Here is a 26,023-nt window from a genome sequence, read left to right on the forward strand (position 1 = left end):
ATGATCTATATTTTAGGCAGTATCGGCGCCGGCAAAACGTCGCTGACCAAAGTCCTGTCAGAAGACCTGCAGGCACCGGCGTATTATGAAGACGTTGAAGGCAACGGCATGATCGCCAACATGCTCCAAAAGTTTTATGCCGCGGGCCAGGAAAGTCGCAAGACCACCGGTACGATTTTGCAGATCGCGTTTTTGACATTCCGCTACCAGCAGCTGAAAAAGGCGTTGGTGCAGGAAAATGCGGTCATGGACTCCTCTCTGGAATCGGATTACGTCATGGCGTCACAGCTTCACCAAAATGGCGAGATCGATGACATCGACTTCAATATCTACATCACGTTGTCACAGGAAATGCAGTCCAACGTCAACGGCAGTCCCTGGAATGGCCTGCCTGACCTGGCCATTTACCTGAAGATCGACCCAGAGCATGAGATCGACGAGATTCAAAGCCGCGGTCGCGAAATGGAAGACATTCGGGAAAAGCCAGAGCTGGTCGATTATTACCATCGCGTGAATAAAGCGTACCGCGACTGGGCGAAGGGGTACACGCGCTCCAGCATCATCACCATCGATCGTGACCGCTTTGACTTCATGAACAATACCGCCGACCGCAATGCGGTGCTAGACCAGATCGAAAAGAAACTGGTCGACTTGGGCAAACTGTCCCCGCAGCGGTTTGCGGGCTTGCAGGCAAGTCGCGCGAAGCTGAAGTAGGGTCTGGACAAGAACAGATTGGATTCAAAAACGACGTGCTGAGTTTTGCTGGCACGTCGTTTTTTGTTGGGCGGGAACGCTCGGCTTCACACCCGTAGTTGGGTTCCGGTGCGCATGGCGGGGACATCTAACTGTCTCGTGCACTCGAGGCGAAGTGCGCCTCAAGCACCCGAGCCAAGTTAGCTGCCCCACCATCCCGCGCACCTCCGCACCCTTCTCCAGTTGGGTTCCGGTGCGCATGGTCGCGACATCTAGGTGCGCCCAGCACTCGGGGCAAAAGCACCCCAAGCGCCGGGCGAGCCTAGCTGCACGACCATCCCGCGCACCTCCACACCCTATTTTCTTAGTTGTGGTGCGGCGAACCAGATGAAGATGAAGTTAAGCAGCAGGAGCATCGCAGTCGAGATGAACACGACGTTGTAGTCGAAGAGGCCGGCCAAGGTCCCGCCGAGTAAGGAGCCGAACATGTTGCCGAGGGCCTGGAAGCTCTGGTTCCATGAGAAGATCGCACTGGTGGCACTTGCCGGCGAATTTTTTGTCAGCAAGGTCTGAATGGTTGGAAACAGCGCCCCATCGGAGATCCCGACGAACAGGCGCAGCACACCGAGCGCAACGACGCTTGTGACAAATCCCTGGGGCAGATAAACGAGGACGGCAAAGAGATAGCCTGCGACGAGAATTTTGCCTGAACCATGTTTGTCACCATACGCGCCGAGCCGCGGGGCCGTGAGAATGTTGGAGATTCCTGGCAAGGCCGCGATGATGCCGGCGATCAGGGCGACTGGCCCGGCATTATGCATCAACTCTTTGACATACAGACTGATGATCGGCGAGATGGAGGTGTTCCCGAGCTGGACGATCATGGTCGAGATCAATAAGATGATGATCAACTTCGGATTGGCGAATTGACCGAGCAGCCGCTGTAGCGCGTTGCCACCTGTGTCTTTTGGCCGCGGTGGGACTGGGACGAATTGTTCCTTGACCAGCGTGGCTGACAGAATGCCGGCAATGAAAAGCAGCGCGGCGGTGATGAAAAAGGTGTCCCGAATCGAGAAAAATTGTGCGAGGATGCCGCCCAGAATCGGGCCCATCAACATGCCTGACGTCGAGCCGGTGACCAGGGTGCCAAGGGCTTTGCCGGCATGTTCGCGCGGTGTTTGCGACGCGATCAGCGCTTGAGCGTTCGAGATGAAGCCGGAGAAAACGCCTTGCAGGGCGCGCAGGGCGATCAACTGCCAGATGTTGGTGACCAGGCCCATCAAAAACATGGCGGCGGCCATCCCCATCGACGCGCGGATCAACATGATCTTGCGGCCCTTACGATCGGCCAACGCGCCCCACATCGGCGAGACGATCGCGGTGACGAAGAAGGTGGCCGCATAGACGATGCCCGAGTAGAAGCTGACCTCGGCTTTGGTGAAGTCGCCGAGTTGCCCAACATATAGGGACATGAACGGGGTGATCTCTGAAAACGCGATGCCCGCCACGAAGGTGCACCCCCACAATATCGTTAAGTTGCGCCGCCACGGGCTGTTTTGTCGTTGTTCCTCGTCCATCCTCGTCATCATTCCATGTTGTAAATAACCAATAATCTAGAATGCGCTCTAATTGTGAACTTTCTGTGAACTTTTCAGAAAGCGGCCACTGGCGGAGTTGCGGCGTCTAGGCTACAATGGAATCAGCATTCTATAGAAATGATGGTGATCTTTTTGACAGTCAACCTTTTGAATATCCATCACGGCTACAATTTCCGTGACCTCGGCGGCTATCACACGCAAGACGGCAAGACTCTGCGCGCGCATAAGCTGGTGCGGGCGGGCAAGTTGTCGGACCTGTCCGACCGCGACCTGAGTTATTTGGCGGATTACGGCGTCCGTGATGACGTCGATTTCCGTTCGCCAGATGAAAAAAAGATGGCGCCGGATCGTGTGCCAGAGGGGACCGTCTATCATTTTGACCCCGTTTTTCCGCATGATGAGACCAAGGTCAGCAAGTCCTGGGCGGAGGAGCAGCAGGCGTTTTCGCTGGACGCGCTGGGCGGGCATCACAACATGATCCGCACGTATGGCGACATGATCGTCAATCCGACCTCGCAAAAAGCCTACCGCGCATTTTTCGACGTGCTGCTGGCCAATGAAAATAGTGGGCAGTCGGTGCTGTTTCATTGCTCTGCCGGCAAGGATCGAACGGGGATGGCGGCGGTATTTTTGCTGTCGGCCCTGGGCGTGGATGAGGCGACCATTCGCACGGATTATCTGACCACCAATGATTACGTGGGCGGCGCGCTGCAGGCGGTGCTCGATAAGGCCAAAGCGGGCGGGGCCAACGCCAACATGCTGCAAGGGCTGACGGATCTGTGGGTGGCCAAGCCCGAGTATTTGGATACTGCGCTGGCGACGATCGATAAGAATTACGGCTCGATGGCGCAATACCTGCATCAGGCGTTGCAGTTGACCGGTGGCGAGTTGAAGGATCTGCGACAATTTTATCTGATCTAGTTTTGACCGGCGCACGAAAAAAGGTCCTGGCCGACCCTCGCAATGAGGGCGGTTCAGGACCTATTTTCGTTGGCAAATCGATGGGAGCGATCAGCGCACGCGCAGCCGCCGGTAAATGAGACCCGCCCCAGCCGCGAGCAGCGCGTCCAAAACGAGTAGTGTCAGGACGGCCAGCCAAGGTGAACCGGTCGTGCCGCCATTCATTAAGCGGCGGACGAACAAGGCGAGCGCGTTGTCATTATTTGCCCAAAAGGCGGTGGTGCGGTTGATGAGCACAGCAATGGCAATGACCAAGGCAACCACCACGCCGACGCTGGCCGCCAGATTCGCGCGGGTGCCAAGCGCGATCAGCTGGCCGAGCTGGAAAAAGACGCCCAGCAAAAGCATTTCAAAGAGAATGGTGGCCAAAACGGCAGGTGCGCCTAAAGTGCCTTTGTAGCCGAGCTCGATCAGCATCATCGACTGCCACCAGCCATGCCCGAACGCCGAGCCAGCTTGTAAGCTCATGACAAGGTTCCACAAGGTTTGGCCAGCCACGAGCAGGGCGGTCTGCAGCACCCAGGTCATCAGGGTGGCGAGCCACATGTTGCGGCGACTGAGGCCATTTTGAAAGCCAAAATCAGCCCAGCCGTTCACATGGCGACAGATGATCAGCAAATAGACGGCGTTCAGGCTGATCAACGTGCCGCCGGAAACGGCACCGCCCACTTTGGTCAGGAGGAGGTTGAGCCCGGCTGTGAGGACCAGGATGACGCCCCAGTAGATCAGCGCGCCAGGCAAAATGGTCTGGAGCTGTATACGTGTCAGCGTTTTTAGCTTCATGCTGCGAGTCCCTTCTTTCCATTAAATGGGGCGGTCTGAACGCGGCGCACAATGGCCGCCAACCAGCCGATCATCACGAGACAACTCAGCGCGGCCAGAATCAATTTGCCCAGATCCGTCGCGGCAAAATTGCCGATTGCGTTCAAAAATGGCGAGAGCTTCGGGAGTTGGCGAAGCAGGATGACCGCCAGCACGATCAGCGCCCAACCGCCAGTCCAGATGAGGAAAATCAGGAGGGCCGTCCGTCGTTTATTTTGGCCCAGCGACAGCAGGCCGCAGATGTAGCCAAAGGTCCCAAGCGCCAGATCGAGGAGCCAGTTCATGAGCACCTGGCTTGCCAGTGGCATGCCTGCTGCGAGCCGGAAGACCGAGGACCCCTGAGTGGCAACGTGGCTTGTGGCCGTTCCCGTGAGCAGCCAACTTTGAAGCGGCGCGATGGCTAATTGCGTGAGCGTCCCGCAAGTCGCGATCACCACCAAAGTGACGAGCGCGGCTTTGCGCAGTTGCGGCCTGATCATGCTATTTTGAAACGCGAAGTCGGGATTGGCCATGCCCAGCACAAAGGGATAGGCGAAGATCAGGCCCCAGACAAAATAGGTCAGCGTCTCGCTACTATTGAAATGCATGATGTGGGCGGTGAGCCAGCCGAACGCCAGGATGACTAGCAGGAGGGCCAGGGTGGTCGGTAATAGGGTATGTAAGTTGTATTTGACGAGCACCTTAACGCGCATGGGCGCCATCCTCCTTTCGCGTCAATTCAATGAACAGCTGCTGGAGATTCATTGCCTCCATCGTGACGCCAGCCGGCAGCGGTTTTTCAAGCGGGGCGTCCAGTGTGTAAGCCGCCAGCACGCCGCCTAACGCGTTGGTGCGCAACACTTTCACATCTGCGAGCCAATCCCGGACCGTGGCGGCGGGGCCGGTGACCATTTTGCCGCGCTGGCGCAGTTCGTCGGCGTCTTGGTCAAGCGTCACCACGCCGCGTTCGATCACCACGACCCGGTTGACCAGTTGGCTGATCTCTTCAATTAAATGGGTGGCAATGATGAAGGTGCGCGGCCGGTCGGTGAACGTGGCCATCAATTCCTGGTAAAACAGTTGGCGGTTCGGGGCGTCCAGGCCGAGCACCGGCTCATCCAACAAGACGAAATCACATGGCACGCAAAGCGCGACAATCAATTTCACCAGTGTCTTGTAGCCGGTCGACAGGCGGGATAGCCGGCTGGTCGTGTCGACATGGAAAACTGAGACGAGGTGCGCGGCCAGGGCATCGTCAAAGTCGCCATAGAGTTGCTTGGTAATTTTGAAGACCCAGCTGACTTTTTGCTCGGCCGGATAAAGCATCTCGGCGCTCATGAGGAAAATGCGATTCTGCGCCGCTTCATTATCAACGACGGAGGCGCCGTCCAGGGTGATCTGACCGCGGTCGGCCAGCAGGCGGTTATTGAGCAGGCGAAGCAGAGTGCTTTTCCCGACGCCGTTGCGCCCGAGCAACCCGTAGATCTGACCATCCGTGAAGGTCACATTGATGCCGCTCAACACATTTTTGCGGCCAAAATGCTTGGCCACGTTTGTCACTTTCAACTCAGTCATTTCGCATACCCCTTTTCGATCGCCGTTAATAATTCTGTCTTGCTGATGTGTAGCGCGCGGGCCTGGGTCACCAGCGCTGTCACTTGTTCGCTGTAAAAAAGGTCTTTGCTCTGTCGCGCGAGTTGCGCCTGGGCGCCAGGGGTGACGAACATCCCGAGGCCGCGCCGTTTTTCGATCAAGCCATTGTCGACCAAGATATTCATCCCCTTTAACACCGTTGCCGGATTCAGTTGATATTCCCGCGCGACCTGGGTCGTGGAGGGAATCTGTGTCTCTTCCGCAAATGCGCCGCTCAAGATCCCGTCTGCAAAAGCATCGGCGATCTGTTGATAAAGCGGCGTGAGACTCTCTGCATCAAAGTGCACGCGCGCCACCATCCTTTCGTGTGAGTTAGTTATTCGGTTAGTTGCATGAGTAACTAACCAACAACGCAACTATACGGCCGTGGGGAGGGGGTGTCAACAAGAATATTTGCAAAGCGGGTCGCAAGCCAGGTGCGCCATCCTAAACGCTCGGCTTCGCATCCTTTTCTAGTTGAGCTCCGCCGAGCAGGGGTGGGACATGTAGTCGTCCCGGCCGCTCGATGGCCAAGTGCGCCATCAATCGTCCAGGCCGAACTACCTGCCCACCCCTAAGCGCTCGGCTCCGCATCCTTATTCAAAACACTTGCTCATATTAATTGTTTCATATAACATGGAAGGACTGAATCGATTTGAAGGAGGCACGTGATGAAGGTCTTGGTCCCGTATCTAAAGCGCTACCGCAAGGACGGTGTGCTTGCGACGCTCAGCGTATTGGTGCTGGTGTTTGCGACGCTTTGGCAGCCGCGCTTACTGCAGGTGGTCATGGAAGCGATCTTGAAGAATGACAAGCATGCGGTGCTGGTCAACGGCATTTGGCTATTGGTCCTTGCCGCTGTGGGCATCGTGGCTGGCATTTTGAATACCGTTTATTCGGCGCGGGTCGCGCTGGGTGTGGCCACGGATCTGCGCGCGGATCTTTACGCCAAAGTCCAAACGCTGGCGTATGCGGACATTGAAAAATTCTCTGCCTCCAACCTTGTCGTTCGGATGACCAATGACATCAACCAGGTCCAGCAGATCGTCATGGCCTTTTTCCAGCAGGTGACGCGCATTCCGCTGCTTTTTCTTGGCGCTTTTGCGCTAGCGCTGGCCACAATGCCGGAACAGTGGTGGGTGATCATTGCGATGATGGTGATCATTATCGGCGTGTCCCTGGTCGCGTTTCGGCGAATGGGGAAGTATTTTGCCCAGACCCAAACGGACATTGAAAAGGTCAACACGCTGGCCCGAGAAAACTTGATGGGCATTCGCGTGGTGAAATCGTTTGTCCAGGAGCCAACCGAGATCAAGAAGTTCGCGGCGGCCTCTGACCGGTTGACTGATGTGACCGCACGTATCGGCTATCTGTTTGCCGTGTTGATGCCAGCCTTTTTCATGACCGCAAATCTCGCGATCGGCGTCTCGGTCTTTTTGGTCGGCCAAAGTATTACCGTCCACCCGACGTATTTGGCGGCGATCACCAGTTTTATCTCCTATCTCAATCAGATCTTGTTTGCCGTGATCAATGGGGGCTTCATGCTGACGTTTGCGTCCCGCGCGCTGGTTTCTTTGGGCCGGTTGCGCGAGGTGTTTGACACCAAGCCGAGCATGGCGTATCCGACGACGGGCGAGGTGGCCGATCTGCCGGGTGACATCACTTTCGACCATGTCACCTTCACGTATCCAGGCGACGCCGCCCCGACACTCAAGGATGTCAGTTTCACCGTGAAGGCCGGGCAAATGGTCGGCATCGTTGGCGCGACGGGTTCGGGCAAGACCACGCTGGCGCAGCTGATCGCGCGGCTGTATGATCCGGATACAGGGACGGTCCGCATCGGTGGGGTGGATGTGCGCGACCTGCCGGAAAAAACGATCCGGAACACTGTCGCGTATGTGCTTCAACGCTCGACCCTGTTTTCGGGCACCATTGCTGGGAACCTGAAACAGGTCCAGCCGAGTGCGACCTTGCCGCGCATGCAATGGGCGGCAGGCATTGCCCAGGCGGCTGAGTTCATCGATCTTCTGCCGGACGCTTATGACGCGCCGGTGGAAGAGCGCTCTGCGAATTTTTCCGGTGGGCAGAAGCAGCGGCTGTCGATCACGCGCGGGGTCATTGCGGATCCCGAGATTCTGATTCTCGACGATGCGACCTCGGCACTGGATGCGCGGTCTGAAAAATTGGTGCAGGAAGCGCTGGACCGTGAGCTCACCTCGACCACTGTGGTGTGCATCGCCGAAAAGATCAGCTCGATTCTGCGCGCCGATGAGATCTTGGTGCTGGACGATGGCGTGCTGGTCGGCGTCGGCACGCATCATGACCTCGTCCGCAGCAATCCCGTCTACCAAGAGATCTATGCCACCCAAAAGGCACGAGAGGAGGGCATCTGATGAAGGACTTGAAAAACGCTGGGCGCTATTATGCCCATTACTTCAAGAAATATCGGCTGGGCTTTCTCGTGGCTTCCTTGATGATCGCCTTTTCCACCTGGTGCATTGTCGTCGCCCCGACTTATCTTGGCGAGGCGGTCAAGGAATTGACCAGTTACCTGCAGTTGTGGGGGAATCCCGCAACACGCGCCACGGCCAATTTTGACGCATTTCACCGGACCTTGATCATTTACATTTTGCTGTATGTTGGGGATGCGAGCACGATCTTCATTGCCAGTCTCATCTTCGCTCGAATCTCCGCGTTTGCGACAGGCACGATGCGGATCGGGTTGTTCCGCAAGATGCAGCGGATGCGCGTGCAGTATTTTGACCGTCACTCAGATGGGGACATTTTGGCGCGGTATACCTCTGACCTGGACAATATTTTCAACGCGATGAATCAGGCGCTGCTGGAAGTCTTTTTGGCCGTGGCCCAATTCGTCGGCATCTTGATCATGATGTTTCGTGAAAATACGACGCTGGCCTGGGTCACAATGGCGTCGACGCCGATCGCGTTGATCGTGGCTGCCGTCGTGATGAAAAAAGCCGGCACGGCCGTTGATCGTCAGCAGGATGATATCGGGCGGTTGAACGGGTATATCAACGAGCAGATCACAGGCCAAAAGGTGATCATCACAAACGGCCTGCAACAGGATTCAGTTCGCGGGTTCCAGGGGTACAACGAAACGGTGCGCAAGTCCGCCTTGAGCGGTCAGATCTGGTCTGGTATCTTGAACCCGTTGATGCAGGGGATGTCGCTGCTCAATTTGGCGATCGTCATCTTCGTCGGCTCGTGGCTTGCGCTGAGCGGCACGATGTCTCAGGGCGCGGCGCTGGCGCTGGTCGTTGTGTTCGTCAATTACGCCTCGCAGTATTACCAGCCGATCATTTCGCTGACCAGTTTGTATGGCATGATTCAGTTGGCGATCACCGGGGCGCGGCGCATTGATGAGGTGCGCAGCCAACCCGATGAGACGCGGCCAATCAATGGCAAGGCGCTGACTGGCATCGATCATGATTTGGTGCTCGACGATGTCCATTTCAGCTATTTGCCGGGCAAGGAGATCTTGCATGGCGTGTCGCTGCAGGTGGCAAAAGGTGAAATGGTGGCCTTGGTCGGGCCGACGGGGTCAGGAAAAACTACGGTGATGAATCTGCTCAATCGATTCTATGATGTCGATTCGGGCGCGATCTTGTTTGATGGCACGGATGTTCGTGAGTTTGATCTGACAGCGCTGCGGGCACATGTGGGCATCGTGTTGCAGGATCCCCAGCTCTTCACCGGGACGATCGCCGACAACATTCGCTATGGCGACCCGGAGGCTTCCATGGCGCGCGTGATCGACGCGGCCAAGCAAGCCAACATCCATGACTTCATTGAGAGTCTGCCGGAAGGGTACGAGACCCCCGTGTCGGATGAGCAAAGCGTCTTTTCCGCCGGGCAAAAACAGTTGATGTCGATCGCCCGCACGATCTTGACGGACCCGAAGCTCCTCATTCTCGATGAGGCCACCTCAAATGTCGACACGGTGACCGAAGCCAAGATTCAGGCGGCGATGGATAATGTGATCGCCGGCCGCACGAGTTTTGTCATCGCGCACCGGCTCAAAACGATCTTGAACGCCGACAAGATCATTGTCTTGAAGGACGGGACGATCATCGAAGAGGGCAGTCACGACGCGTTGCTCAAGGAAAATGGATTTTATGCCGAGCTGTATCACAACCAGATGGTGTTTGAATAGGAACTGACGAAAAACCGGCCGCGCTTGCGCCGGTTTTTTTGTCCAGGACGCGGGTTGCCGGGGGCGCAGGCCACACCTGGACCAATTTGCCAGGCGCAAAGATGAAAAGCTGGTGATAAAACGTGTGAGCGCTTGCCACGAAGCTTACTTTTTATTAGAATATACCTATTAACTGGAAAGGAGGATGGTCGATGCGTGCACTAAAGATCGGTATTTTGAACGTGATGCATGACAAGCGGGCGACAAATCAGCGACTGCGCAATGCCCTGACGGCAGGTGAGCAGCCTGTTGACCTGCACTTTTTTTACCCGCCGCAACATTATCAAGGCCGGCCCGTACCCGAGGCAGTGAGCGAGATCTTGCAGCCTTTGGATCTGGCGCTTGCCGCCGACATGGATGGTTTCATCATCACCGGTGCGCCCATTGAGACCATCGCCTTCGATGATGTGACTTACATCGAGGAGCTCCGGGCGTTGCTGGCGACGTTGGACCAGCACCATGTGACCCAGCTCTACTTGTGTTGGGGCGCCATGGCAGCCCTTGACTATTTTTATAAAATTCGCAAAGATATTTTGCCTCACAAATTATTCGGCGTGTATCCCCAACAGATCCGTGAGCAAACGCCGCTGCTGACGGGCCTGCGAGACGGTTTCACGGCGCCGCATGCGCGCTATGCGGAAATGAACCAAGCGCAGATCGCACGTGACCCGGATCTGACCATTGCCGCCACCACGGTGAACGATGAGTTGTTCCTGGTCGAAAACGCGGCGCGGCGTCAGACATTTTTGTTTGCGCATCTGGAATACGGGCGGCTAGGGTTGATGCAGGAATACGAGCGCGAAGTCGCGGCGCATCCCGAGCGGACCTACCGCAAGCCGGAAAATTATTTTGCTGACCCTGCTGCGATGTGCGGCCCAGAGTTTTCATGGGCGGACACCCAGCGTCTGTTTTTCGCCAATTGGCTGACAAAGGTCCAAGAACCTGTCGCCATGACGGAACACTGAAAGGAGTTTTTATCATGATCGCAAATTCAATCACTGAACTGATCGGCAACACCCCATTATTGAAATTGAACCGCGTTGTGCCAGAAGGAGCCGCGGATGTTTTGGTCAAGCTCGAGTTCTTCAACCCGGGTGGCTCGGTCAAGGACCGTATCGGCTTGGCGATGATCGAAGCCGCTGAGCAAAGCGGTCAGCTGCAGCCAGGCGGCACGATCATTGAGCCGACGTCTGGCAACACGGGCATCGGGCTGTCGTTGGTCGCCGCCGCCAAAGGGTATCATTTGATCATCACGATGCCGGAGACGATGAGTGTCGAGCGCCGCGCGATCATTCAGGGCTATGGCACCGAGTTGATCTTGACGCCTGGCGCTGAGGGGATGCCTGGCGCGATCAAGAAGGCGGAAACGCTGGCCAAGGAGAATGGCTATTTTCTGCCGATGCAGTTTGCCAACCCGGCGAACCCCGATGTGCATGAGCGCACGACCGGACAAGAGATTCTCAAGGCGTTGGGCGGCAAGGCGCCTGATGCGTTTGTCGCTGGCGTTGGCACTGGTGGCACCCTGACCGGTGTCGGCCGCGCGCTTCGCAAGGCGGACAAGGACGTTCAGATCTACGCGCTTGAGGCCGCTGAGTCCCCGATGCTCAAGGAAGGCCACGGCGGGAAGCACAAGATTCAAGGTATTTCCGCAGGCTTCATTCCGGAAGTCTTGGACACGAAGCTGTATAACGGCATCGTTGAGGTCACCTCTGATCAGGCGATTCAGATGGTGCAACAGGTCAGCCGCGAAGAAGGGTTCCTGCCGGGTATTTCCGCCGGCGCCAATATCTTCGGGGCCATCGAGCTCGCCAAGAAACTCGGCGCGGGGCACACAGTTGTGACCGTTGCGCCGGATAACGGGGAACGCTACCTGTCCACAGATCTGTTTAAGTTCTGATCAGTGATTGCTGAGCCGGTGCCCGAACGTTAGGGTGCTGGCGACCATCGGCATAAAATTGAGACTAAAAAAGAGCTTGACCAAAGTTCGCGTCCTGCGATCCTGGTCAAGCTCTTTTGTTTACTTCCGTTCTTGGTCTGGGACGTAGCGCAAGATGTCCCCGGGCTGGCAGTCTAGGGCCTGGCAAAGCGCCGCCAGCGTATTGAAGCGGACGCCTTTTGCCTTTCCCGTTTTTAAGATCGACAGGTTGGCCGGGGTGATATCGATGGCGGCGGCCAGATCTGTGCCTAGCATGCCGCGTGCCAGCATGAGTTTATCGAGATCGATTTCGATCATTGGCCTACCTCCTTAGATCATCGCATCGGCGTCTTGTTGCAAGGCGACACCGTATTTCATCAAAATATAGATCACAAACGTCACCGCCAATTGGATCAGTGGCTCGAGATCAAGTGAGAGATCGTAGTGCTGCGTGACTCCCGCTGCCAGCAAACTGAAGACCCAGCCACCCACCAGGTCAAACCCTTCGATCCACACGAGCCGCCGCAGCTGGTGCACATTGTCGGCCACAAAAAACTGTCCGGCTTTGACGTTCTTGATCAGCTTGATGAAGGCTTGCAGGCCAATCAGTATCAAGATCAACGCATAGACGGCCGCGATCACGACCAAGACTAACAACGCCGATGCCATGTCGCTATCTGCGCCATTCAGTCCATTGCCGGTTTCGATTCCGGCCATGCCTACATTTTGCACGAGTTGGTCGATGCTTTTTCCATACAGCGTCATGTGTTCCCACAACACATGGCCTTGTGTGGCCGTCACGACGATCAAGATGCCAGCGATGACACTTGCGAGCTGACCGATGCGGCACATGACATGCAAAAAGCTCAACGCGAACCGGGTGACACCATGAATCATTGCCTTTGCTTCCATTTTTCTTACCTCCGAGATTATCGTCAAACGATAATTCGCGAACCGGCCACTCCTGAAATTGGGCGTTGGTTCGCAGCTGAAAATGGTATTTGCGCGGGAAAGGCGGTATGATGGACTTACCAAAAGTAGGTAATGAGGAGGCAGACGCATGAAGATCTTTGTGGTTGGCGCAAACGGCCAAGTGGGACGGTTGCTGGTGGAAACGCTGCTCGACAATGATTATCAAGTCACCGGTGGCTACCGCGATCCGGCGCAGCAGGCCCCGGAGGCTGGAAGCCAAGCATTCGCTGCGGTCCATTTTGATTTAACGGCGCCAGTCGCTGAATTGGCTGCCGCCTTGGCTGGCCATGATGCGGTGATCTTTGCGGCGGGCTCACAGGGCAAGGCACTGCTGTCTGTGGACCTCGACGGCGCGGTGAAGACGCAGCTGGCCGCCGAACAAGCCGGCGTGACGCGGTTCATTCAACTCAGCAGCTTGAATGCTGAGTCGCGCGCGAACTGGCCGGCCAGTCTTCATGACTACTACATCGCCAAATTTTACGCGGATGAGTGGCTGAAAACACGGACCCAGCTGGATTACGTGATCGTCCAGCCCGCCGCGTTGACCAACGACGAGGCGACCGGCATGATCACGATCGAGCCGGCCGGGACTGCCACCATCACGCGTCAGGATGTTGCCTCGGTGCTGGCGCGAGCGGTCGAATCCGATTGCCATCGCGAGACGATCAAGCTCGCGAATGGCGCCGTGCCGATCGCGCAGGTCTTGTAGTCGGGTTCCAGCCCGCCCCCCTTGTCGTCTAGGTCTTGTCGGCGGCGATAAAAGCTGATATAGTCAAAGCAACATCAACGAAACGGAGTGGAAGCCATTGAAGTAAGCCCATTGCAGAAAAGTCACAGAGTCGCGCAAAGAATTGGCGCAATCTCGACTTTTTTCCAATGGCGACGTCAATGGCTTCCGCAACTGGTGCGGGCAGCCGCGCCTTTTTTTGTAGGGTGCGGCGGCCTGTGGGCTGGTGGAACGACTAACTGAGCTCGGCGCGTCTGGCGCGCATCGCCATCCGTGCAAGAGACAGTTAGGCGTTTCCACCATGCGGGCCGGAGCCCAACAGTGGCAAAAAACGGACCAGTCCGGCTGGCGTTTTCCGCACACTGCCTTTGGAAAAAAATCGCGTGCACCTTCTTTGCAGGAAAGGATGATGCAGATGACGACGATCTCACTTTCGCATTTGACCTTTGGCTATGACGGCCAGGGGGACCTGCTGTTTGACGATGCGAGCTTTGACCTGGATACCTCTTGGCGGTTGGGGCTGGTGGGCCGCAATGGGCGGGGGAAGACCACGCTTTTGAAATTGCTGCAGGGCAAGCTGCCATATCAGGGCCGGCTGACGGTGCCCGTGCCGCTGAATTATTTTCCCCAACCGATCGAGGATGAAGATCAGCTGACGCTGTATGCGATGCAGGCGATCAGTGAGGCCGAGCAGTGGCAACTGGAACGGGAGCTCAATTTGCTGGCGGTCGACCCCGATGTGTTGTGGCGGCCGTACGCCTCGCTGTCCGGAGGGGAGCAGACGAAGGTGCGTCTGGCGCTACTTTTTACCGACACGACGCATTTTGCCTTGATCGATGAGCCGACCAACCACCTAGACGCGGCGAGCCGAGCCAAGGTGGCGGCCTACCTGAAGTTGAAGCAGGGCTTCATCGTGGTCAGCCACGACCGCCATTTTCTCGATGCGGTGTGCGATCACACGCTGGCTATCGACAAGCGCAAGATCTCGCTGACGCAGGGCAATTATAGCGTTTACGAGGCGGCTAAGAAGCAGCAGGACGCCGCCGAGTTAGCTGAAAACGCGAAGCTGAAAAAAGACATCGGACGCCTCCGCGAAACAGCGGCGGAAAAAGGGCGCTGGGCGGCGACTCGCGAAAAAGATAAATACGGTGATCCGCATAAACGCGGCAGTGGGGCGATCGGAGACACTGGCTTCATCGGGGCGCGGGCGGCGCGGGTGATGCAAAAACGTAAGAACCTGGAACACCGCATGGATAAGGCAATCGATGATAAGTCGCACTTGCTACAAAACATCGAAGAAGTCGCGCCGCTGACGATTGCGACACAGCCGGATCACCACGAGGTCTATCTGTCTGTTTCCGAGCTCACGTTGGCCTATGATGGGAAGCCCCTTTTTGAACCGCTGAGCTTTGATCTGCATCGCGGGGAGCGCTTGGCGATCGTCGGGCCAAATGGCAGTGGCAAGTCCTCCCTGATGGCCGCGCTTTTGGGGCAGTTTACCGGCGAGGTGCAGGGAACGGTCGTGCTCAAATCGTCGGTGACCATTAGCCAGGTGCGTCAGCTTTATCCCGATAACCGTGGCCTACTGAAGGATTTTGCGGCCAACCGCCAACTCGATCTTGAGGCGTTTTTGAACAACCTGCGCAAGCTTGGCCTTGAGCGCAATGCATTTGCCACACCGATCGAGCAGCTGTCGATGGGGCAGCAGAAAAAAGTGGAGTTGGCCAAGTCACTGGCAACCCCGGCCAATTTGCTGATCTGGGATGAACCGGTGAATTACTTGGATCTATTCAATCAGGATCAACTGACCGCCAGCATTCTCGCGTATCAGCCCACGATGCTGTTTGTCGAGCATGACCAGGATTTCATCGCCAAAACAGCGACGCGGGTCGTGCCGCTGAAGCCACTTAATAGGTAAAAAAACCCCGCAAGCACAAATTTCTGCTTGCGGTTTTTTTGTGCTCAGGCGATCGTTGTTGCGGTGCGCCAAGGCTTGATATGTGTGGCTGCGCTTAGGGCCGCGACGATCAGCGGGGTGATGATCACGGCGCCGATCACTTCGGGGATGCCATTCGTCAGCACCAGCCCACCCAAGACCTTCAAGAGGCCACTTGATGGGACCTTATACGCAGAGGCGACTTGGTCGGTGTACAGGATGCCCATAAAAAATAGCACGCCGATGGTATTGGTCAGAGTGGCAAAAAAGGCGGCGACGATGCTGGCCACGGACACGCGGTGCACCAGCTTGTAGACGCCCCAGAAAACCAGAGCCGCCACGAGCCCAACCAGTACGCGCGGAACGACGGAGACCAACGGATTGGTGAAGACTAACGTATCCAGTGGCGTCGTCGGGGCGGTGTAGGCCCGGACAATCGTCATGATGCCCCAGACGAGGCCGACGAAAATGCCGTCCCATGGCCCAAGCATGATCGCCGCAACGATCACGGTGATGTGGATGATGGTCAGTGACATGAATCCAAGCGGAATGAAGCCGAACATCGGCACCGTCGCCTGCAGGGCAATAATGGCAATAAACAAAGCGCGAATCACGATTTTAAACGTATGTTGACGATCGCTCATAGCTTGCTCCAACGAAAATAAATTTAATGACACGTGTGTCACCAGTTTTCATAAGGCCGATTATAGAATATAATGACGGTAATGTCACTAATTATTTTAGGGTGCGGAAGCTCGCGGGATGGCCGGGCGACTAGCTTGACTCGGGCGCTTGAGGCGTCCTTGGCCTCGAGTGCCCGAGTCAGCTAGACGTCCCGACCATGCGAGCTGAAGCCCGACTGCATAGGGTGCGGAAGCTCGCGGGATGGCGGAACAGCTAGGTCGGCTCAAGCGCTTGATGGCGTTCTTAGCCATCGAGTGCTTGAGACGCCTAGATGCTTCCGTCATGCGAGCTGAAGCCCAACTTTAGGGTGCGGAAGCTCGCGGGATGGTGGGGCAGGTAGTTTCCTGGGCGTTTGATGGCCCCCCGCGAAGCCCAACTTGAAAGGAGTCTCACACATGCCAGTGCGAACTAACGAACAGCGAAAAGCCGAAAAGCGCGCCCAAATTCTGAGCGCCGCCAAAACAGTCTTTCAGGAGAAGGGCTTTTCCGATGTGACGATGAAGGATGTGATCGATGAGGCTGGCATCAGCCGCGGCGGCATCTATCTGTATTTTTCATCGATCGATGCGCTGTTTACCGAAGTGCTCAGTGAGCGCAACAGTCACAGCCTGCAGGATATGCAAGATGCGATCGCAGCCGGGACGGCCTTTGAGCAGCTCTGGCAGATCTATCTGGCCGGGCAAAAAGAGCGGCTGCTACACCGGGTGGACAGCGGCCTGCTTCAGGCGGTGTACGAATATTATTTCACGCATAAAACGGCGGCGGATCATGCCTTCCAGCGCGCTCAGCTTGCATTGATCAAAGAGACCATCATGGTGATGCTTCAGCAAGGGGTTGCGCAGGGGGTGCTGGCGGAGCAGCCGCTTGCCGCGATCGCGGAGCATATCATGATCGTGATCGAAGGCTTGTCGGTGATGGCCTTGACCGGCGGCATCGATGAGGCCCGCATCGACGCCCAATTTTCCCAGCTGAATCAACTGCTGCCCCGCACCGCCGGCTGAAAAGTGGTATCGTAAGATTATCCACATTTTCAGAAACAACAGGAGGAAGCGCCATGACTGCCGCGGAAAAGCCCGCATCCACACCCAAGATCTCTCCGAATCACCACATGGCGATTCCCTGGCACAGTTTTGAACACGACCAAGACACGCCGATCAGGGAGACCAGTCTCACCGCGCGCGCCGCATTGGTCGGCCGCGTCGGCATTGTGATGCTCAGCTGTGGCACCGGCGCTTGGCGTGTGCGCGAGGCGATGGACACGGTGTCGCGTGCGCTTGGATTGACGTGCGCCGCGGATGTTGGGCTGATCACCTTGTCTTTTTCCTGTTTTGAAAAAGGGCATCATTACTCCCAGACATTGTCGTTGCCAGCAAGCGGAGTGAATACCGCAAAGCTTGCGGCGATGGAGCAGTTCGTAGACCACTTCGATGCCTGTTTGGGGCTGACGCCAAACGAGATTCATAGTCGCCTCGACAAGATACAGCACCAGCCCGGCCAATTTTCGCCGCTTCAATTAGGGCTTGCCTCTGCACTCGCTTGTGCGGCGTTCGTCTTTTTGCTGGGCGGCGGGCCGATCGAGATGTTGTGCTGTTTTGTCGGCGCAGGTGTGGGTAATTATCTGCGTAGCGTCATGGGGAGATACCACATCACGGTCATGGCCAGCACCGCGTTGTCGGTTGCGGCTGCCTGTCTGTCGTACACGTTGCTGTTTTTGCTGCTTCGCGCAGGGTTTCATATTGCCTCGGGGCATGAGGCCGGGTACATTGGGGCGATGCTTTTTGTCATTCCGGGGTTCCCGTTTATCACCAGCGGCCTCGATATTTTCAAGCAGGACATGCGCTCGGGGCTCGAACGCGGGATGTTTGCGATCATGGTGATCACGGTGGCCACAGTGACTGGGTGGCTTGTTGCCTTACTGGTCCACTTGTCGCCGGCCAATTTTTTGCCGCTCGGATTGTCGGCGGGGGTGCTCCTACTTTTTCGCTTGGTGGCCAGCTTCTGCGGGGTCTTTGGGTTCTCGATCATGTTCAATAGCCCCGTGACCATGTCCGCGGTCGCAGGCGTCATCGGCGCTTGTGCCAATACGCTGCGGCTGGAATTGGTCGATCTAACGATGCCACCGGCCGCAGCCGCTTTTCTCGGTGCACTGCTTGCGGGGCTGTTGGCCTCACTTGCCAATCGGAAGGCGGGGTATCCGCGAATCTCGCTGACGGTGCCCGCGATCGTGATCATGGTGCCTGGCCTGTACATGTATCGTGGCATGTTCAACTTGGGCGGCGGGAGTTTTGATGTCGGTGCCTCCTGGGTGGTGCGCGCGGTTTTGATCGTGATCGCACTGCCGCTGGGGCTCGCGGTGGCCCGCGTGCTGACGGATCCGAAATGGCGCCATATTAGTTGAAGCAAAAAATCGGTTCGCCAGCGATGTGCCTGACGGACCGATTTTGAGTTTACAGATGGATTAGCCAATGACTTCGACCGTCGCGTACAATACGCCAGCGGAAGGAATCGAACTGCTTGGCATTGCGACGTCTAACTGCCGAGGATTGCTGGCGGCAAAGGTGCCGGTGTCATTGACCGTCCGAATCCAGGTGGTGCCATCGCTCAGCGTGATCTTGAGCTTGGTCCCGCGTGGAAAAACGGATAGGTTTGCGGCCACCCCGCTGTAGCCCAGCGAGGAGCCGAGCACGGCCGGATCATAGAAAGTCAGCTTGTAAGTGCCGGCACTGGTCGTTGCGGATGTCGAAGCGGTCGAAGTTTTCGCAGTGGTCGCGGTGCCTGTTGTTGTCGTCGTGGTAGCGGTGGACGAGGTTTGGGTCGTTGCGTTGGCGCTAGCCGTTGTCTGAGCGCTGGCCTGCGTCCCCGTGGTTTTCGCCGGGGCGGTCAATTGCAGTTTCTCCCCGACATAGATGAGATTGGGGTTCGAGATGTGATTGAGGCTGATCAGTGTGGCTTGCGTGACCCCGGTCGAGGTTGCGATGGCGGACAGGGTGTCACCACTTTTGACTGTGTAGGTGTTGGGCGTGGCCGTCGTTTTGGCTACCGCTGTCGCCTTGCTGCTGGTCAACTGGAGCGTTTGGCCGACCACGATCAAGTTTTGATCTTTCAGCGCATTGGCGGCTGTGAGTTGGTGGACGGTTGTGGGCTGTGTGGCGGCGATCGCGGATAAGGTGTCGCCGGCTTTAACAACATAACTGCCGGCTTGAGTGCTGGCGCTGACTTGTTGACGCGTGCCGAAAAGGGCGGTGGCGCCGAGCGTGACGGCAGTGGCGAACAGGAAGGTCATGGGTTTGTTTTTCATATTGGGTCACTCCTATCGTTTTTGACAAGGCTCAGCATACAAGACGCAGGTCTCAGTCAAAAAACAACGGGATGACAATTGCACCGCGAACTGCAACATTGTCACAAGGCTGTTGCATTCTTGCACCCATGACAAAAATGACAATCGTGTGACTTGCCTTGGCGGGAAAATGGCGGTACAGTCTGCGTATTTAAAGGAGGGGGAACATGCGAAAACAACCAGATTACACAAGATTACTGGTCGCGATGGGGCTGGCGGCGGTCGCCGGCAGTCTCGATGGCTACACGTATCTGACGCAAGGCCAAGTCTTCGCCGGCCTGCAAACAGGGAACTTGATCTTGCTGGGGATTCACCTTGGGGCCGGACAGTGGCAGGCAGCCTGGCATTATGTCACGCCACTGGTGATGTTTGGGTTAGGGACGCTGATCGCACGGCTGATTCAGCATCGGTACCCCAAAACGGCGCGGTGGACGCGCAGCTCGGTCATGTTGGCGTATGAGCTAGGCCTGATTCTGCTCGCCGGTGCGCTTGCGACGCTGACGCACCTGCCTTGGGTGACAGGGTTACTCTCGATGGTGGCCGGCACGCAACTGCAGGAATTTCGCGAGTTGCGCGGCAAACCCTTCACGCCATTGATGATGACGGGAAACCTCCGGACATTTGTCGAGGCGCTGTATGATCTTTGGATTCGAAAGGACCACTTGGCTAAATTGCGGGTGATCAACATGGGCGGGGTCCTGCTCGGTTTTTTAGCTGGCGTTGCGTTGGCAGGGGCGCTGCAGCCATTGTTGCAGCAAGCCACGATCTTTTTGACGGCTGGGCTGGTGGTGTTGGTACTTGTTGCCGGCCATTTGCCCCGGATGCGGCAACCGCGTCAGGCAGATCGCGTTCATTAGTTCATTAATAGGAAGAAACGCGAAAGGCGCAGGACGAAAATTGGTCCTACGCCTCTTTTTGTGCGCACGTGCTTTGTTAGAGAAAAAGAACAAATGTTTGTTGAATGAGAGGTTACACAGAATTAAGACACATGGTGCCGCTTACATTGGCCCTCGATTCTGATGCCCAGCGTTCCGCGACGAAACAGCAGCATTCACGGCAGAGTAACACCCGATATTTTTGGGATTTTGTCCCAATTAGTTCACACTATTATCACATTTTCGCTCTAATGTTGTTCTCATACGTCAGGAGATGAAGAGATGGAAAATGTGACAGGAATGACGAAAACAAAGAAAACTCATAGACCGCTTTCTTGGCAGCGGGTGTTACCATGGGTGATTCCCGTGTTGATCATCCTTGCATGGCAAGCGGCCGTGTCGGCAGGCTGGCTCAATAGCAATCTGCTGCCATCACCGCTGGCTGTTTTGCAAGATGGGGTGAAGCTAGCCGCGTCCGGTGAGCTGATGAAAAATGTCAGCATCAGTCTGTTTCGCGCGTTGACCGGATTTGCGATCGGTGGGTCGATCGGGTTCATCCTCGGCATGGCAAATGGTCTGTCGAAAGTCAGCCGCGCGCTTTTTGACTCCACGATTCAGATGCTCCGCAACATCCCGCACTTATCCCTTATTCCATTGGTGATCATTTTGTTGGGCATCGGCGAAGGCGCGAAAATCTCGTTGGTCGCGGTCGGCGTGATGTTCCCAGTCTATATCAATACTTATCACGGCATCACGCGGGTGGATCCGGAGCTCATCGAAATGGGCAAGGCCTATGGGTTGAGCAAACGCCAACTGCTCGCGAAGGTGATCTTTCCCGGGGCGCTTCCGACGATCTTGGTCGGGATCCGCTATGCGCTTGGGGTGATGTGGACCACGCTGATCGTGGCCGAAACGATCTCAAGCTCCAGCGGCATCGGCTATATGGCGACCAACGCGCAGGAATTCATGAACATGGATACCGTCCTGCTTTGCATTTTGATGTATGCGCTGCTGGGCAAGGCCTCTGATCTGATCGCCAAGGCGCTTGAAGATATTTGCCTCGGCTGGCAGCAAACGGGAAGGAGCGAAGGCTGATGGAAACACCTTTGATCACCCTTGATCGAATTGGCAAAACATATGGCGACAAGACGGCGCTCCATGATGTGAATTTTACGATCTATCCCGGCGAGTTCGTGGCCTTGGTCGGCATGAGCGGCGGTGGGAAATCCACAATCTTGCGCCTGATCGCCGAACTTGAAAAACCGACAGCGGGGACGATCACCCGTGCGCAGGCGGATCTCGTTGTGCGTGTCATGTTTCAAAATGACCGGCTCCTGCCTTGGATGACCACGCTGGATAATTTGTCCTTCAACAGTAGCGACAAGGCCCAGCAAGACAAAGCGAAAAAAACGCTGGCAAGTGTCGGCCTCAAGGATTTTGCCGATCAGTATCCCAACCAGCTCTCCGGGGGGCAAAAACAGCGGGTCGCCTTGGCTCGCGCGTTGATGGCGGATCCACAGCTGCTCCTTCTTGATGAACCATTGGGCGCGCTGGATGCCCTGACCCGGCGGAATATGCAACAATTCATTGGCCAAGTCTGTGACCAGGGACACCTGACGACCCTGTTGATCACGCATGATGTCGATGAAGCGGCGCGCATGGCGGATCGAATCATTGTGATCAAAAACGGGACCAATGTCTATGAGGCCGCCGGGGCAAAAGGCCAAAACGCTGAAACCGTGGCCAAGGTCGCCGAAGAAGTACTTCAGGTGATCTTGCGGCCAGACGACGACCCAACCCAAGTAGAGGCGGTGGCCGCTCGTGACTGATAGTACCAAGCTGACGGCGAGCGCCACAACCCAGACCGGCGATGCGCCGGCAGCGGCCACGCCGAAAAAAAAGAAACCTTACCTTTACGAAGTCGACATGATGCGGATCTTCTTCATCTTTGGGGTCTTGCTGAATCACTCGACCACCGCTTTTTCCCAGCAAATGGTCAACGCCACTGGCTGGCAACATATGGCGCTATTATCGACACACTTATTGATTCATTTTACTCGGATGGGCTTCATGTTCATGACCGGGCTGGTGTTGACGCTGAATTATTATCACCGCGATGACTGGCCAACGTTTTTCAAAAAACGGTTCGCCGGCTCGGGTTGGCCGTATCTTCTGTGGAATTTTGGCCTGCTTGTTCTGGCAGTGGTGTTGTCGTTGCCGGGTTACACCTGGGCGAATTTTCCAGCGACATTCTGGTCCGCGCTGATTCACGGCGATCAATTCTATCTGTACTACATCTTGGTCACCCTGCAGCTATATCTGCTGTTTCCGCTAATGGTGGCGTTGTTCAAACATTTCGAGCACGCACATGGCCGCATCGTGATCATCAGTTTTCTCATTCAGTTGAGCCTGATGTTCTTCATCAAATACGCACTGCCAAGCATCGATCGCAGCAATTGGCTCTGGTGGTTCCGTGCATATGGCGTCAACGTCTTCACCTATCAGTTCTATTTCATCTTCGGCACTTATGTCTCACTGCATTACCAGGCCGTCAGCGCGTTTATTCGCAAACATATCAAGCCGATCGCCACGGCGACTGGGCTGCTGGCAATCGGGACGGTGCCTTATTACTTCTGGAACCGCCTTGTGCTCGACCGCACGCATGCCGCCGCGGTGTCGCCGCATCAACCATACATGCTGATCTATGACACAATGATGATCATCTTCGTCTTTTGGCTGGGCCAGCGCTATGCGGATTGGCGCAAAAATGGTATTCCGCGCTGGTTTGAAACGTTTGTCAAAAACGGGGCAAAGATCTCGTTTGGCATCTATCTGGATCAAACGATCGGCCTGACCATCTTGCGAGCGATTTTGGCCCAAGTCACGCTGTCGGACACGGCACTGCTGGTCCTGATTCCGTTTGGCTATCTGCTGGTGCTCGGCATCTCGTTTGGCATTGCGTGGTTCTGCTTCAAGGTGCCACCATTTGGCATCCTGATCGGCCGGCCGCAGTGGCATATTTTAAAACACAATCGAAAAGGAGTCGGTGCGCATGACCGCGTTGACAGAACTGCTGTTGCAGCAGCTAGAAAATAATCAAACTCGTCGCATTATCAAAGACGAAGGCATGGGCCGGTGGTTCACCGGCCAGGAAATGCAGCAAGATGTTGCCGCGTTGAAAAAAGTGTTCCGCGCCGCCAATTTGCGCCGCAAAGATGTGGTGTTGGTGTGCCTGCCAAACTCAGCCGTTTTTCCGCTGATCAACCAGGCCGCCTGGGACCTTGGCATCATCATTCATCCGATCTCACCGACCACCCCGATCGCAGAGCTTCAGGCGGATTGGCAAGAGCATCGGTACCCGTTGATGCTGGTGACACCGGAATTAGCCGAGGCATGGTCGCTGCCGGCCTTTGACCGCTTGGCGGCGCCACTGCTCTCGAATCCGACCCTGCAAGTGCTGACCTCGCGTGCGCTTCTTGGTGCCCGCCAGCCGGCTTTGCCCCAGACCCCAGATGACGATGATCTGGCGTTGATCCTGAACACTTCCGGCACCACCGGCAAGCCAAAAGGGGTCGGCCTCACGCACCGAATGATCTTGAATGCGGCGCAGCATAATGCGAAGTCGAACCACATGACGGAAAATGATGTCGCCATGATCAACATGCCGATGTTTCATATCAATGCCCAGGTGATGTCCACACTTTCGAGTCGCGTGGTCAACGCCCGCATCGTGGTCACCCCGAAATTTTCCGCCTCCCGGTTTTGGGACCAGTGTGCCGAAGACCATGTGACCTGGGTCTCAGTCGTGCCGACGATCATTTCGTTTCTGCTTTTGAATGACAAGGCTAATGCTGCCTACGACCGGCTCAAGGACCAGGTCCATCTGCGTTATGTGCGCTCAAGCTCGTTTGCGCTGCCACAAGAGCGGCTCCGTGATTTTCAGGCCCGGTTCCATACCCAAGTGGTTGAAGGCTATGGCATGACCGAAGCGGCGAGCCAGTGCACGATCAATCCGTTTGACGCCCCGAAGATCGGCTCGGCCGGTATTCCGTATGCCACTGATGTTGAGATCTTCACCGCGTCGGGCGCGCACACCAAAGCGGCAAACGTCCTTGGCGAGATCGGGATTCGCGGCGATCACGTGATCACGCATTACATGGATCCAAACCTGGAGTCTTTTAAAAATGGCTGGCTGTTGACCGGCGATCTCGGCTACTTTGACGAAGATGGCTATTTGTACGTCAAAGGGCGTAAAAAGGAGATCATCTCCCGTGGCGGTGAAAAAGTGGCCCCAGCGGCAGTTGAAAATACGCTCAATGAATTGCCGTTCATTGAACAGCTGGCGGTCATCGGCATGCCAGATGAACTCTATGGCGAAGAAGTGACCGCGGTGGTGGTCTCCACGACGCCTGGTAAAAACGAGGCGGATGAGCGGCAAGCCATTTTCGACTATGCCAAGGATCATCTCGCCAAGTTTGAAAGTCCCACGCGTGTTGAATTTGTCAACGACATGCCGCGCAACCCGACAGGCAAAGTTTTGCGGCCACAATTGCGCGACCAACTCATGATGGTAGGAGCAAATAAATAATGAAGCAGAAAAAATCACGTCTCTTGATCTTACTCGTTGTTGTCCTTGCCTTGATCGGGGTTGCCTGTTATGGCTACTGGACCTCAAATGGCGGCGCCAGTGCCAGCACCACGAAAAAACTGAAGACGGTCACGATTGGTTATCAAAAGGCGGATCCCGTCGACATTTCACGCCAGCGCGGTGAGCTTGCCAAGGAAATGAAGGCGAAGGGCTACAAGGTCGTCTTCAAGGAATTCCAGGACGGAACGGCGCTGACGACGGCGCTGCGGTCCGGCAGCATCGACTATGCCCGCCTTGGCGACACGCCGCCGGTCACTGACCAGGCACAGGGCCTTGGCTTCGTGTATGTCGCGGCCGGCTCCGATAAGGTCAAAGGCTCCGGTATTTTGGTCAAAAAGGATGGCGACATCAAAGAACTGGCCGATCTAAAGGGCAAGACGATCGCCTACACCAAGGGCACCTCCGCGCAGTTCATGTTGCTGCAGGCGCTGAAGAAGGCCGGCCTGACCACGGATGACGTGAAATTGGTGAACATGGATCAAAGCGCGTCGAGTGTCGCGTTTGCCAAGGGTACCGTGGACGCCTGGGCAACCTGGGATCCATACACCGCCACGGCTGAAGTCCAGCAAAATGCGACGATGCTGGTGGATGACACGGGGCTGGCTAAGAACCGCGATTTCCTGTTGACGACGGCAAGCTACGAGAAGAACAACAAGGACGTGTCCAAACTTCTGATCAAGTATTTGGCCGCTGACATGACCTGGGCGAACAACAACAAGTCCGACCTGATCACGATGTTGGCCAAGACGCTCAAGTTGTCCAAGACCATTGTGACAAAAATGGTCGATCGCCGCGATTACTCAATGGGGAAGGTGACCGATGCCATTGTCGAAGAGCAACAGACCATTGCCGACGTCTTTTATGACAACGGCGTGATCGATAAAAAGATCGACGTCAAAGACGCGGTCGCAGATCTCAATTGATCGATCGATGAGACGTAAAAAGCCGGCGTAATTGCGGTCGGCCCTGTCAAGTTGACAGATGAAATAATATAAAATTTTGTCTGTTTCTAAATGGCTTCATTCCAGTATT

Annotated in this window: 25 protein-coding genes; 16 read left to right on the forward strand and 9 right to left on the reverse strand. The window is 56.1% G+C overall.

Going from position 1 to position 26,023, the window contains the following annotated elements:
• Positions 1–714, forward strand: a complete 714-nt coding sequence (locus tag JUE67_RS10085) for a deoxynucleoside kinase (RefSeq protein WP_203628208.1) — start codon at positions 1–3, stop codon at positions 712–714.
• A gap of 335 nt (positions 715–1,049) precedes the next feature.
• Here JUE67_RS10085 and JUE67_RS10090 read toward each other — a convergent pair whose 3' ends face one another.
• Complete coding sequence (locus JUE67_RS10090) at positions 1,050–2,270, reverse strand: MFS transporter (RefSeq protein ID WP_203628209.1); 1,221 nt, start codon at positions 2,268–2,270, stop codon at positions 1,050–1,052.
• Positions 2,271–2,408: 138 nt separating this feature from the next.
• On the opposite strand from JUE67_RS10090, the gene JUE67_RS10095 reads away from it, so the two are divergent.
• Complete coding sequence (locus JUE67_RS10095; protein WP_373301797.1) at positions 2,409–3,212, forward strand: tyrosine-protein phosphatase; 804 nt, start codon at positions 2,409–2,411, stop codon at positions 3,210–3,212.
• A 90-nt stretch (positions 3,213–3,302) separates the two neighbouring features.
• On the opposite strand, the gene JUE67_RS10100 is transcribed toward JUE67_RS10095, so the two are convergent.
• Genes JUE67_RS10100 through JUE67_RS10115 form a run of 4 tightly spaced genes read right to left on the reverse strand, consistent with a single transcriptional unit; the run spans position 3,303 to position 5,992 of the window.
• On the reverse strand, positions 3,303–4,034 hold the full coding sequence (locus tag JUE67_RS10100; RefSeq protein WP_203628211.1) for a hypothetical protein: 732 nt from the start codon (positions 4,032–4,034) through the stop codon (positions 3,303–3,305).
• Positions 4,031–4,765, reverse strand: coding sequence for a hypothetical protein (locus tag JUE67_RS10105; RefSeq protein WP_203628212.1), 735 nt, complete (start codon positions 4,763–4,765; stop codon positions 4,031–4,033). Before JUE67_RS10105 ends, JUE67_RS10100 begins: the two co-directional genes overlap by 4 nt.
• On the reverse strand, positions 4,755–5,627 hold the full coding sequence (locus JUE67_RS10110; protein WP_203628213.1) for an ATP-binding cassette domain-containing protein: 873 nt from the start codon (positions 5,625–5,627) through the stop codon (positions 4,755–4,757). Before JUE67_RS10110 ends, JUE67_RS10105 begins: the two co-directional genes overlap by 11 nt.
• Positions 5,624–5,992 (reverse strand): GntR family transcriptional regulator, encoded by a 369-nt coding sequence (locus JUE67_RS10115; protein WP_308440086.1) that lies wholly within the window; start codon positions 5,990–5,992, stop codon positions 5,624–5,626. The genes JUE67_RS10110 and JUE67_RS10115 overlap by 4 nt, the downstream gene beginning before the upstream one ends.
• 363 nt (positions 5,993–6,355) lie before the next feature.
• On the opposite strand from JUE67_RS10115, the gene JUE67_RS10120 reads away from it, so the two are divergent.
• From JUE67_RS10120 to cysK, 4 genes are all read left to right on the forward strand, one after another.
• Positions 6,356–8,077, forward strand: coding sequence for an ABC transporter ATP-binding protein (locus JUE67_RS10120; RefSeq protein WP_203628215.1), 1,722 nt, complete (start codon positions 6,356–6,358; stop codon positions 8,075–8,077).
• Complete coding sequence (locus tag JUE67_RS10125; RefSeq protein WP_203628216.1) at positions 8,077–9,858, forward strand: ABC transporter ATP-binding protein; 1,782 nt, start codon at positions 8,077–8,079, stop codon at positions 9,856–9,858. The genes JUE67_RS10120 and JUE67_RS10125 overlap by 1 nt, the downstream gene beginning before the upstream one ends.
• A gap of 191 nt (positions 9,859–10,049) precedes the next feature.
• Positions 10,050–10,862, forward strand: a complete 813-nt coding sequence (locus JUE67_RS10130; protein ID WP_203628217.1) for a homoserine O-acetyltransferase/O-succinyltransferase family protein — start codon at positions 10,050–10,052, stop codon at positions 10,860–10,862.
• A 14-nt stretch (positions 10,863–10,876) separates the two neighbouring features.
• The gene (gene cysK, locus JUE67_RS10135) at positions 10,877–11,794 is read left to right on the forward strand and encodes a cysteine synthase A (protein ID WP_203628218.1); all 918 of its coding nucleotides are present in this window, start codon (positions 10,877–10,879) and stop codon (positions 11,792–11,794) included.
• Between the two features lie 120 nt (positions 11,795–11,914).
• Here the strand turns inward: cysK and JUE67_RS10140 are convergent, their stop codons facing one another.
• Both JUE67_RS10140 and JUE67_RS10145 read right to left on the reverse strand, forming a co-directional pair.
• Positions 11,915–12,130: a helix-turn-helix domain-containing protein gene (locus JUE67_RS10140; RefSeq protein ID WP_203628219.1), complete on the reverse strand. Its 216-nt coding sequence runs from the start codon at positions 12,128–12,130 to the stop codon at positions 11,915–11,917.
• Between the two features lie 12 nt (positions 12,131–12,142).
• Positions 12,143–12,724, reverse strand: coding sequence for a DUF2975 domain-containing protein (locus JUE67_RS10145; RefSeq protein WP_203628220.1), 582 nt, complete (start codon positions 12,722–12,724; stop codon positions 12,143–12,145).
• 148 nt (positions 12,725–12,872) lie between these two features.
• Here JUE67_RS10145 and JUE67_RS10150 point away from each other — a divergent pair, with 148 nt between their 5' ends.
• A complete protein-coding gene (locus JUE67_RS10150) occupies positions 12,873–13,493 on the forward strand; it encodes an SDR family oxidoreductase (protein WP_203628221.1) in 621 nt (206 codons plus the stop codon).
• A 433-nt stretch (positions 13,494–13,926) separates the two neighbouring features.
• Positions 13,927–15,429 carry a ribosomal protection-like ABC-F family protein gene (abc-f, locus tag JUE67_RS10155; RefSeq protein ID WP_203628232.1) on the forward strand — a complete coding sequence of 501 codons (1,503 nt, stop codon included), beginning with the start codon at positions 13,927–13,929 and terminating at the stop codon, positions 15,427–15,429.
• Positions 15,430–15,473: 44 nt separating this feature from the next.
• Here the strand turns inward: abc-f and JUE67_RS10160 are convergent, their stop codons facing one another.
• A complete protein-coding gene (locus tag JUE67_RS10160; protein ID WP_203628222.1) occupies positions 15,474–16,091 on the reverse strand; it encodes an ECF transporter S component in 618 nt (205 codons plus the stop codon).
• A 435-nt stretch (positions 16,092–16,526) separates the two neighbouring features.
• Between JUE67_RS10160 and JUE67_RS10165 the strand changes: the two genes are divergently transcribed.
• Both JUE67_RS10165 and JUE67_RS10170 read left to right on the forward strand, forming a co-directional pair.
• Positions 16,527–17,132: a TetR/AcrR family transcriptional regulator gene (locus JUE67_RS10165; protein WP_203628223.1), complete on the forward strand. Its 606-nt coding sequence runs from the start codon at positions 16,527–16,529 to the stop codon at positions 17,130–17,132.
• A gap of 53 nt (positions 17,133–17,185) precedes the next feature.
• On the forward strand, positions 17,186–18,529 hold the full coding sequence (locus JUE67_RS10170) for a threonine/serine exporter family protein (RefSeq protein ID WP_203628224.1): 1,344 nt from the start codon (positions 17,186–17,188) through the stop codon (positions 18,527–18,529).
• 60 nt (positions 18,530–18,589) lie between these two features.
• Here the strand turns inward: JUE67_RS10170 and JUE67_RS12860 are convergent, their stop codons facing one another.
• A complete protein-coding gene (locus tag JUE67_RS12860) occupies positions 18,590–19,237 on the reverse strand; it encodes a LysM peptidoglycan-binding domain-containing protein (protein WP_444542886.1) in 648 nt (215 codons plus the stop codon).
• 398 nt (positions 19,238–19,635) lie between these two features.
• On the opposite strand from JUE67_RS12860, the gene JUE67_RS10180 reads away from it, so the two are divergent.
• From JUE67_RS10180 to JUE67_RS10205, 6 genes are all read left to right on the forward strand, one after another.
• Positions 19,636–20,325: a YoaK family protein gene (locus JUE67_RS10180; protein ID WP_203628226.1), complete on the forward strand. Its 690-nt coding sequence runs from the start codon at positions 19,636–19,638 to the stop codon at positions 20,323–20,325.
• A gap of 300 nt (positions 20,326–20,625) precedes the next feature.
• Positions 20,626–21,438 carry an ABC transporter permease subunit gene (locus JUE67_RS10185; RefSeq protein WP_203628227.1) on the forward strand — a complete coding sequence of 271 codons (813 nt, stop codon included), beginning with the start codon at positions 20,626–20,628 and terminating at the stop codon, positions 21,436–21,438.
• Positions 21,438–22,172, forward strand: coding sequence for an ABC transporter ATP-binding protein (locus JUE67_RS10190; RefSeq protein ID WP_203628228.1), 735 nt, complete (start codon positions 21,438–21,440; stop codon positions 22,170–22,172). Before JUE67_RS10185 ends, JUE67_RS10190 begins: the two co-directional genes overlap by 1 nt.
• Positions 22,173–22,269: 97 nt before the next feature.
• Positions 22,270–23,439, forward strand: coding sequence for an acyltransferase family protein (locus JUE67_RS10195; RefSeq protein ID WP_263974059.1), 1,170 nt, complete (start codon positions 22,270–22,272; stop codon positions 23,437–23,439).
• Positions 23,396–24,931, forward strand: coding sequence for an AMP-binding protein (locus tag JUE67_RS10200; protein ID WP_203628229.1), 1,536 nt, complete (start codon positions 23,396–23,398; stop codon positions 24,929–24,931). The genes JUE67_RS10195 and JUE67_RS10200 overlap by 44 nt, the downstream gene beginning before the upstream one ends.
• Entirely contained in the window at positions 24,931–25,914 is a 984-nt protein-coding gene (locus JUE67_RS10205) for an aliphatic sulfonate ABC transporter substrate-binding protein (RefSeq protein WP_203637145.1), read from the forward strand. Before JUE67_RS10200 ends, JUE67_RS10205 begins: the two co-directional genes overlap by 1 nt.
• The last annotated feature ends 109 nt before the right edge of the window (positions 25,915–26,023 follow it).

The organism is Lacticaseibacillus mingshuiensis (assembly GCF_016861785.1).
Lineage (GTDB): Bacteria > Bacillota > Bacilli > Lactobacillales > Lactobacillaceae > Lacticaseibacillus > Lacticaseibacillus mingshuiensis.

Excerpts from the sequence above, each read along its gene's own strand:
- JUE67_RS10180 (WP_203628226.1), top strand. The coding sequence starts at position 19,636 with ATGCGAAAACAACCAGATTACACAAGATTACTGGTCGCGATGGGGCTG.
- JUE67_RS10140 (WP_203628219.1), bottom strand. The coding sequence starts at position 12,130 with ATGATCGAAATCGATCTCGATAAACTCATGCTGGCACGCGGCATGCTA.
- JUE67_RS10160 (WP_203628222.1), bottom strand. The coding sequence starts at position 16,091 with ATGAGCGATCGTCAACATACGTTTAAAATCGTGATTCGCGCTTTGTTT.
- JUE67_RS10195 (WP_263974059.1), top strand. The coding sequence starts at position 22,270 with ATGATGCGGATCTTCTTCATCTTTGGGGTCTTGCTGAATCACTCGACC.
- JUE67_RS10090 (WP_203628209.1), bottom strand. The coding sequence starts at position 2,270 with ATGGACGAGGAACAACGACAAAACAGCCCGTGGCGGCGCAACTTAACG.
- JUE67_RS10205 (WP_203637145.1), top strand. The coding sequence starts at position 24,931 with ATGAAGCAGAAAAAATCACGTCTCTTGATCTTACTCGTTGTTGTCCTT.
- JUE67_RS10185 (WP_203628227.1), top strand. The coding sequence starts at position 20,626 with ATGGAAAATGTGACAGGAATGACGAAAACAAAGAAAACTCATAGACCG.
- JUE67_RS10100 (WP_203628211.1), bottom strand. The coding sequence starts at position 4,034 with ATGAAGCTAAAAACGCTGACACGTATACAGCTCCAGACCATTTTGCCT.
- JUE67_RS10085 (WP_203628208.1), top strand. The coding sequence starts at position 1 with ATGATCTATATTTTAGGCAGTATCGGCGCCGGCAAAACGTCGCTGACC.
- JUE67_RS10200 (WP_203628229.1), top strand. The coding sequence starts at position 23,396 with ATGACCGCGTTGACAGAACTGCTGTTGCAGCAGCTAGAAAATAATCAA.
- JUE67_RS10150 (WP_203628221.1), top strand. The coding sequence starts at position 12,873 with ATGAAGATCTTTGTGGTTGGCGCAAACGGCCAAGTGGGACGGTTGCTG.
- JUE67_RS10120 (WP_203628215.1), top strand. The coding sequence starts at position 6,356 with ATGAAGGTCTTGGTCCCGTATCTAAAGCGCTACCGCAAGGACGGTGTG.
- JUE67_RS10170 (WP_203628224.1), top strand. The coding sequence starts at position 17,186 with ATGACTGCCGCGGAAAAGCCCGCATCCACACCCAAGATCTCTCCGAAT.
- JUE67_RS10145 (WP_203628220.1), bottom strand. The coding sequence starts at position 12,724 with ATGGAAGCAAAGGCAATGATTCATGGTGTCACCCGGTTCGCGTTGAGC.
- cysK (WP_203628218.1), top strand. The coding sequence starts at position 10,877 with ATGATCGCAAATTCAATCACTGAACTGATCGGCAACACCCCATTATTG.
- JUE67_RS10095 (WP_373301797.1), top strand. The coding sequence starts at position 2,409 with ATGATGGTGATCTTTTTGACAGTCAACCTTTTGAATATCCATCACGGC.
- abc-f (WP_203628232.1), top strand. The coding sequence starts at position 13,927 with ATGACGACGATCTCACTTTCGCATTTGACCTTTGGCTATGACGGCCAG.
- JUE67_RS10105 (WP_203628212.1), bottom strand. The coding sequence starts at position 4,765 with ATGCGCGTTAAGGTGCTCGTCAAATACAACTTACATACCCTATTACCG.
- JUE67_RS10110 (WP_203628213.1), bottom strand. The coding sequence starts at position 5,627 with ATGACTGAGTTGAAAGTGACAAACGTGGCCAAGCATTTTGGCCGCAAA.
- JUE67_RS10125 (WP_203628216.1), top strand. The coding sequence starts at position 8,077 with ATGAAGGACTTGAAAAACGCTGGGCGCTATTATGCCCATTACTTCAAG.
- JUE67_RS10190 (WP_203628228.1), top strand. The coding sequence starts at position 21,438 with ATGGAAACACCTTTGATCACCCTTGATCGAATTGGCAAAACATATGGC.
- JUE67_RS10165 (WP_203628223.1), top strand. The coding sequence starts at position 16,527 with ATGCCAGTGCGAACTAACGAACAGCGAAAAGCCGAAAAGCGCGCCCAA.
- JUE67_RS10130 (WP_203628217.1), top strand. The coding sequence starts at position 10,050 with ATGCGTGCACTAAAGATCGGTATTTTGAACGTGATGCATGACAAGCGG.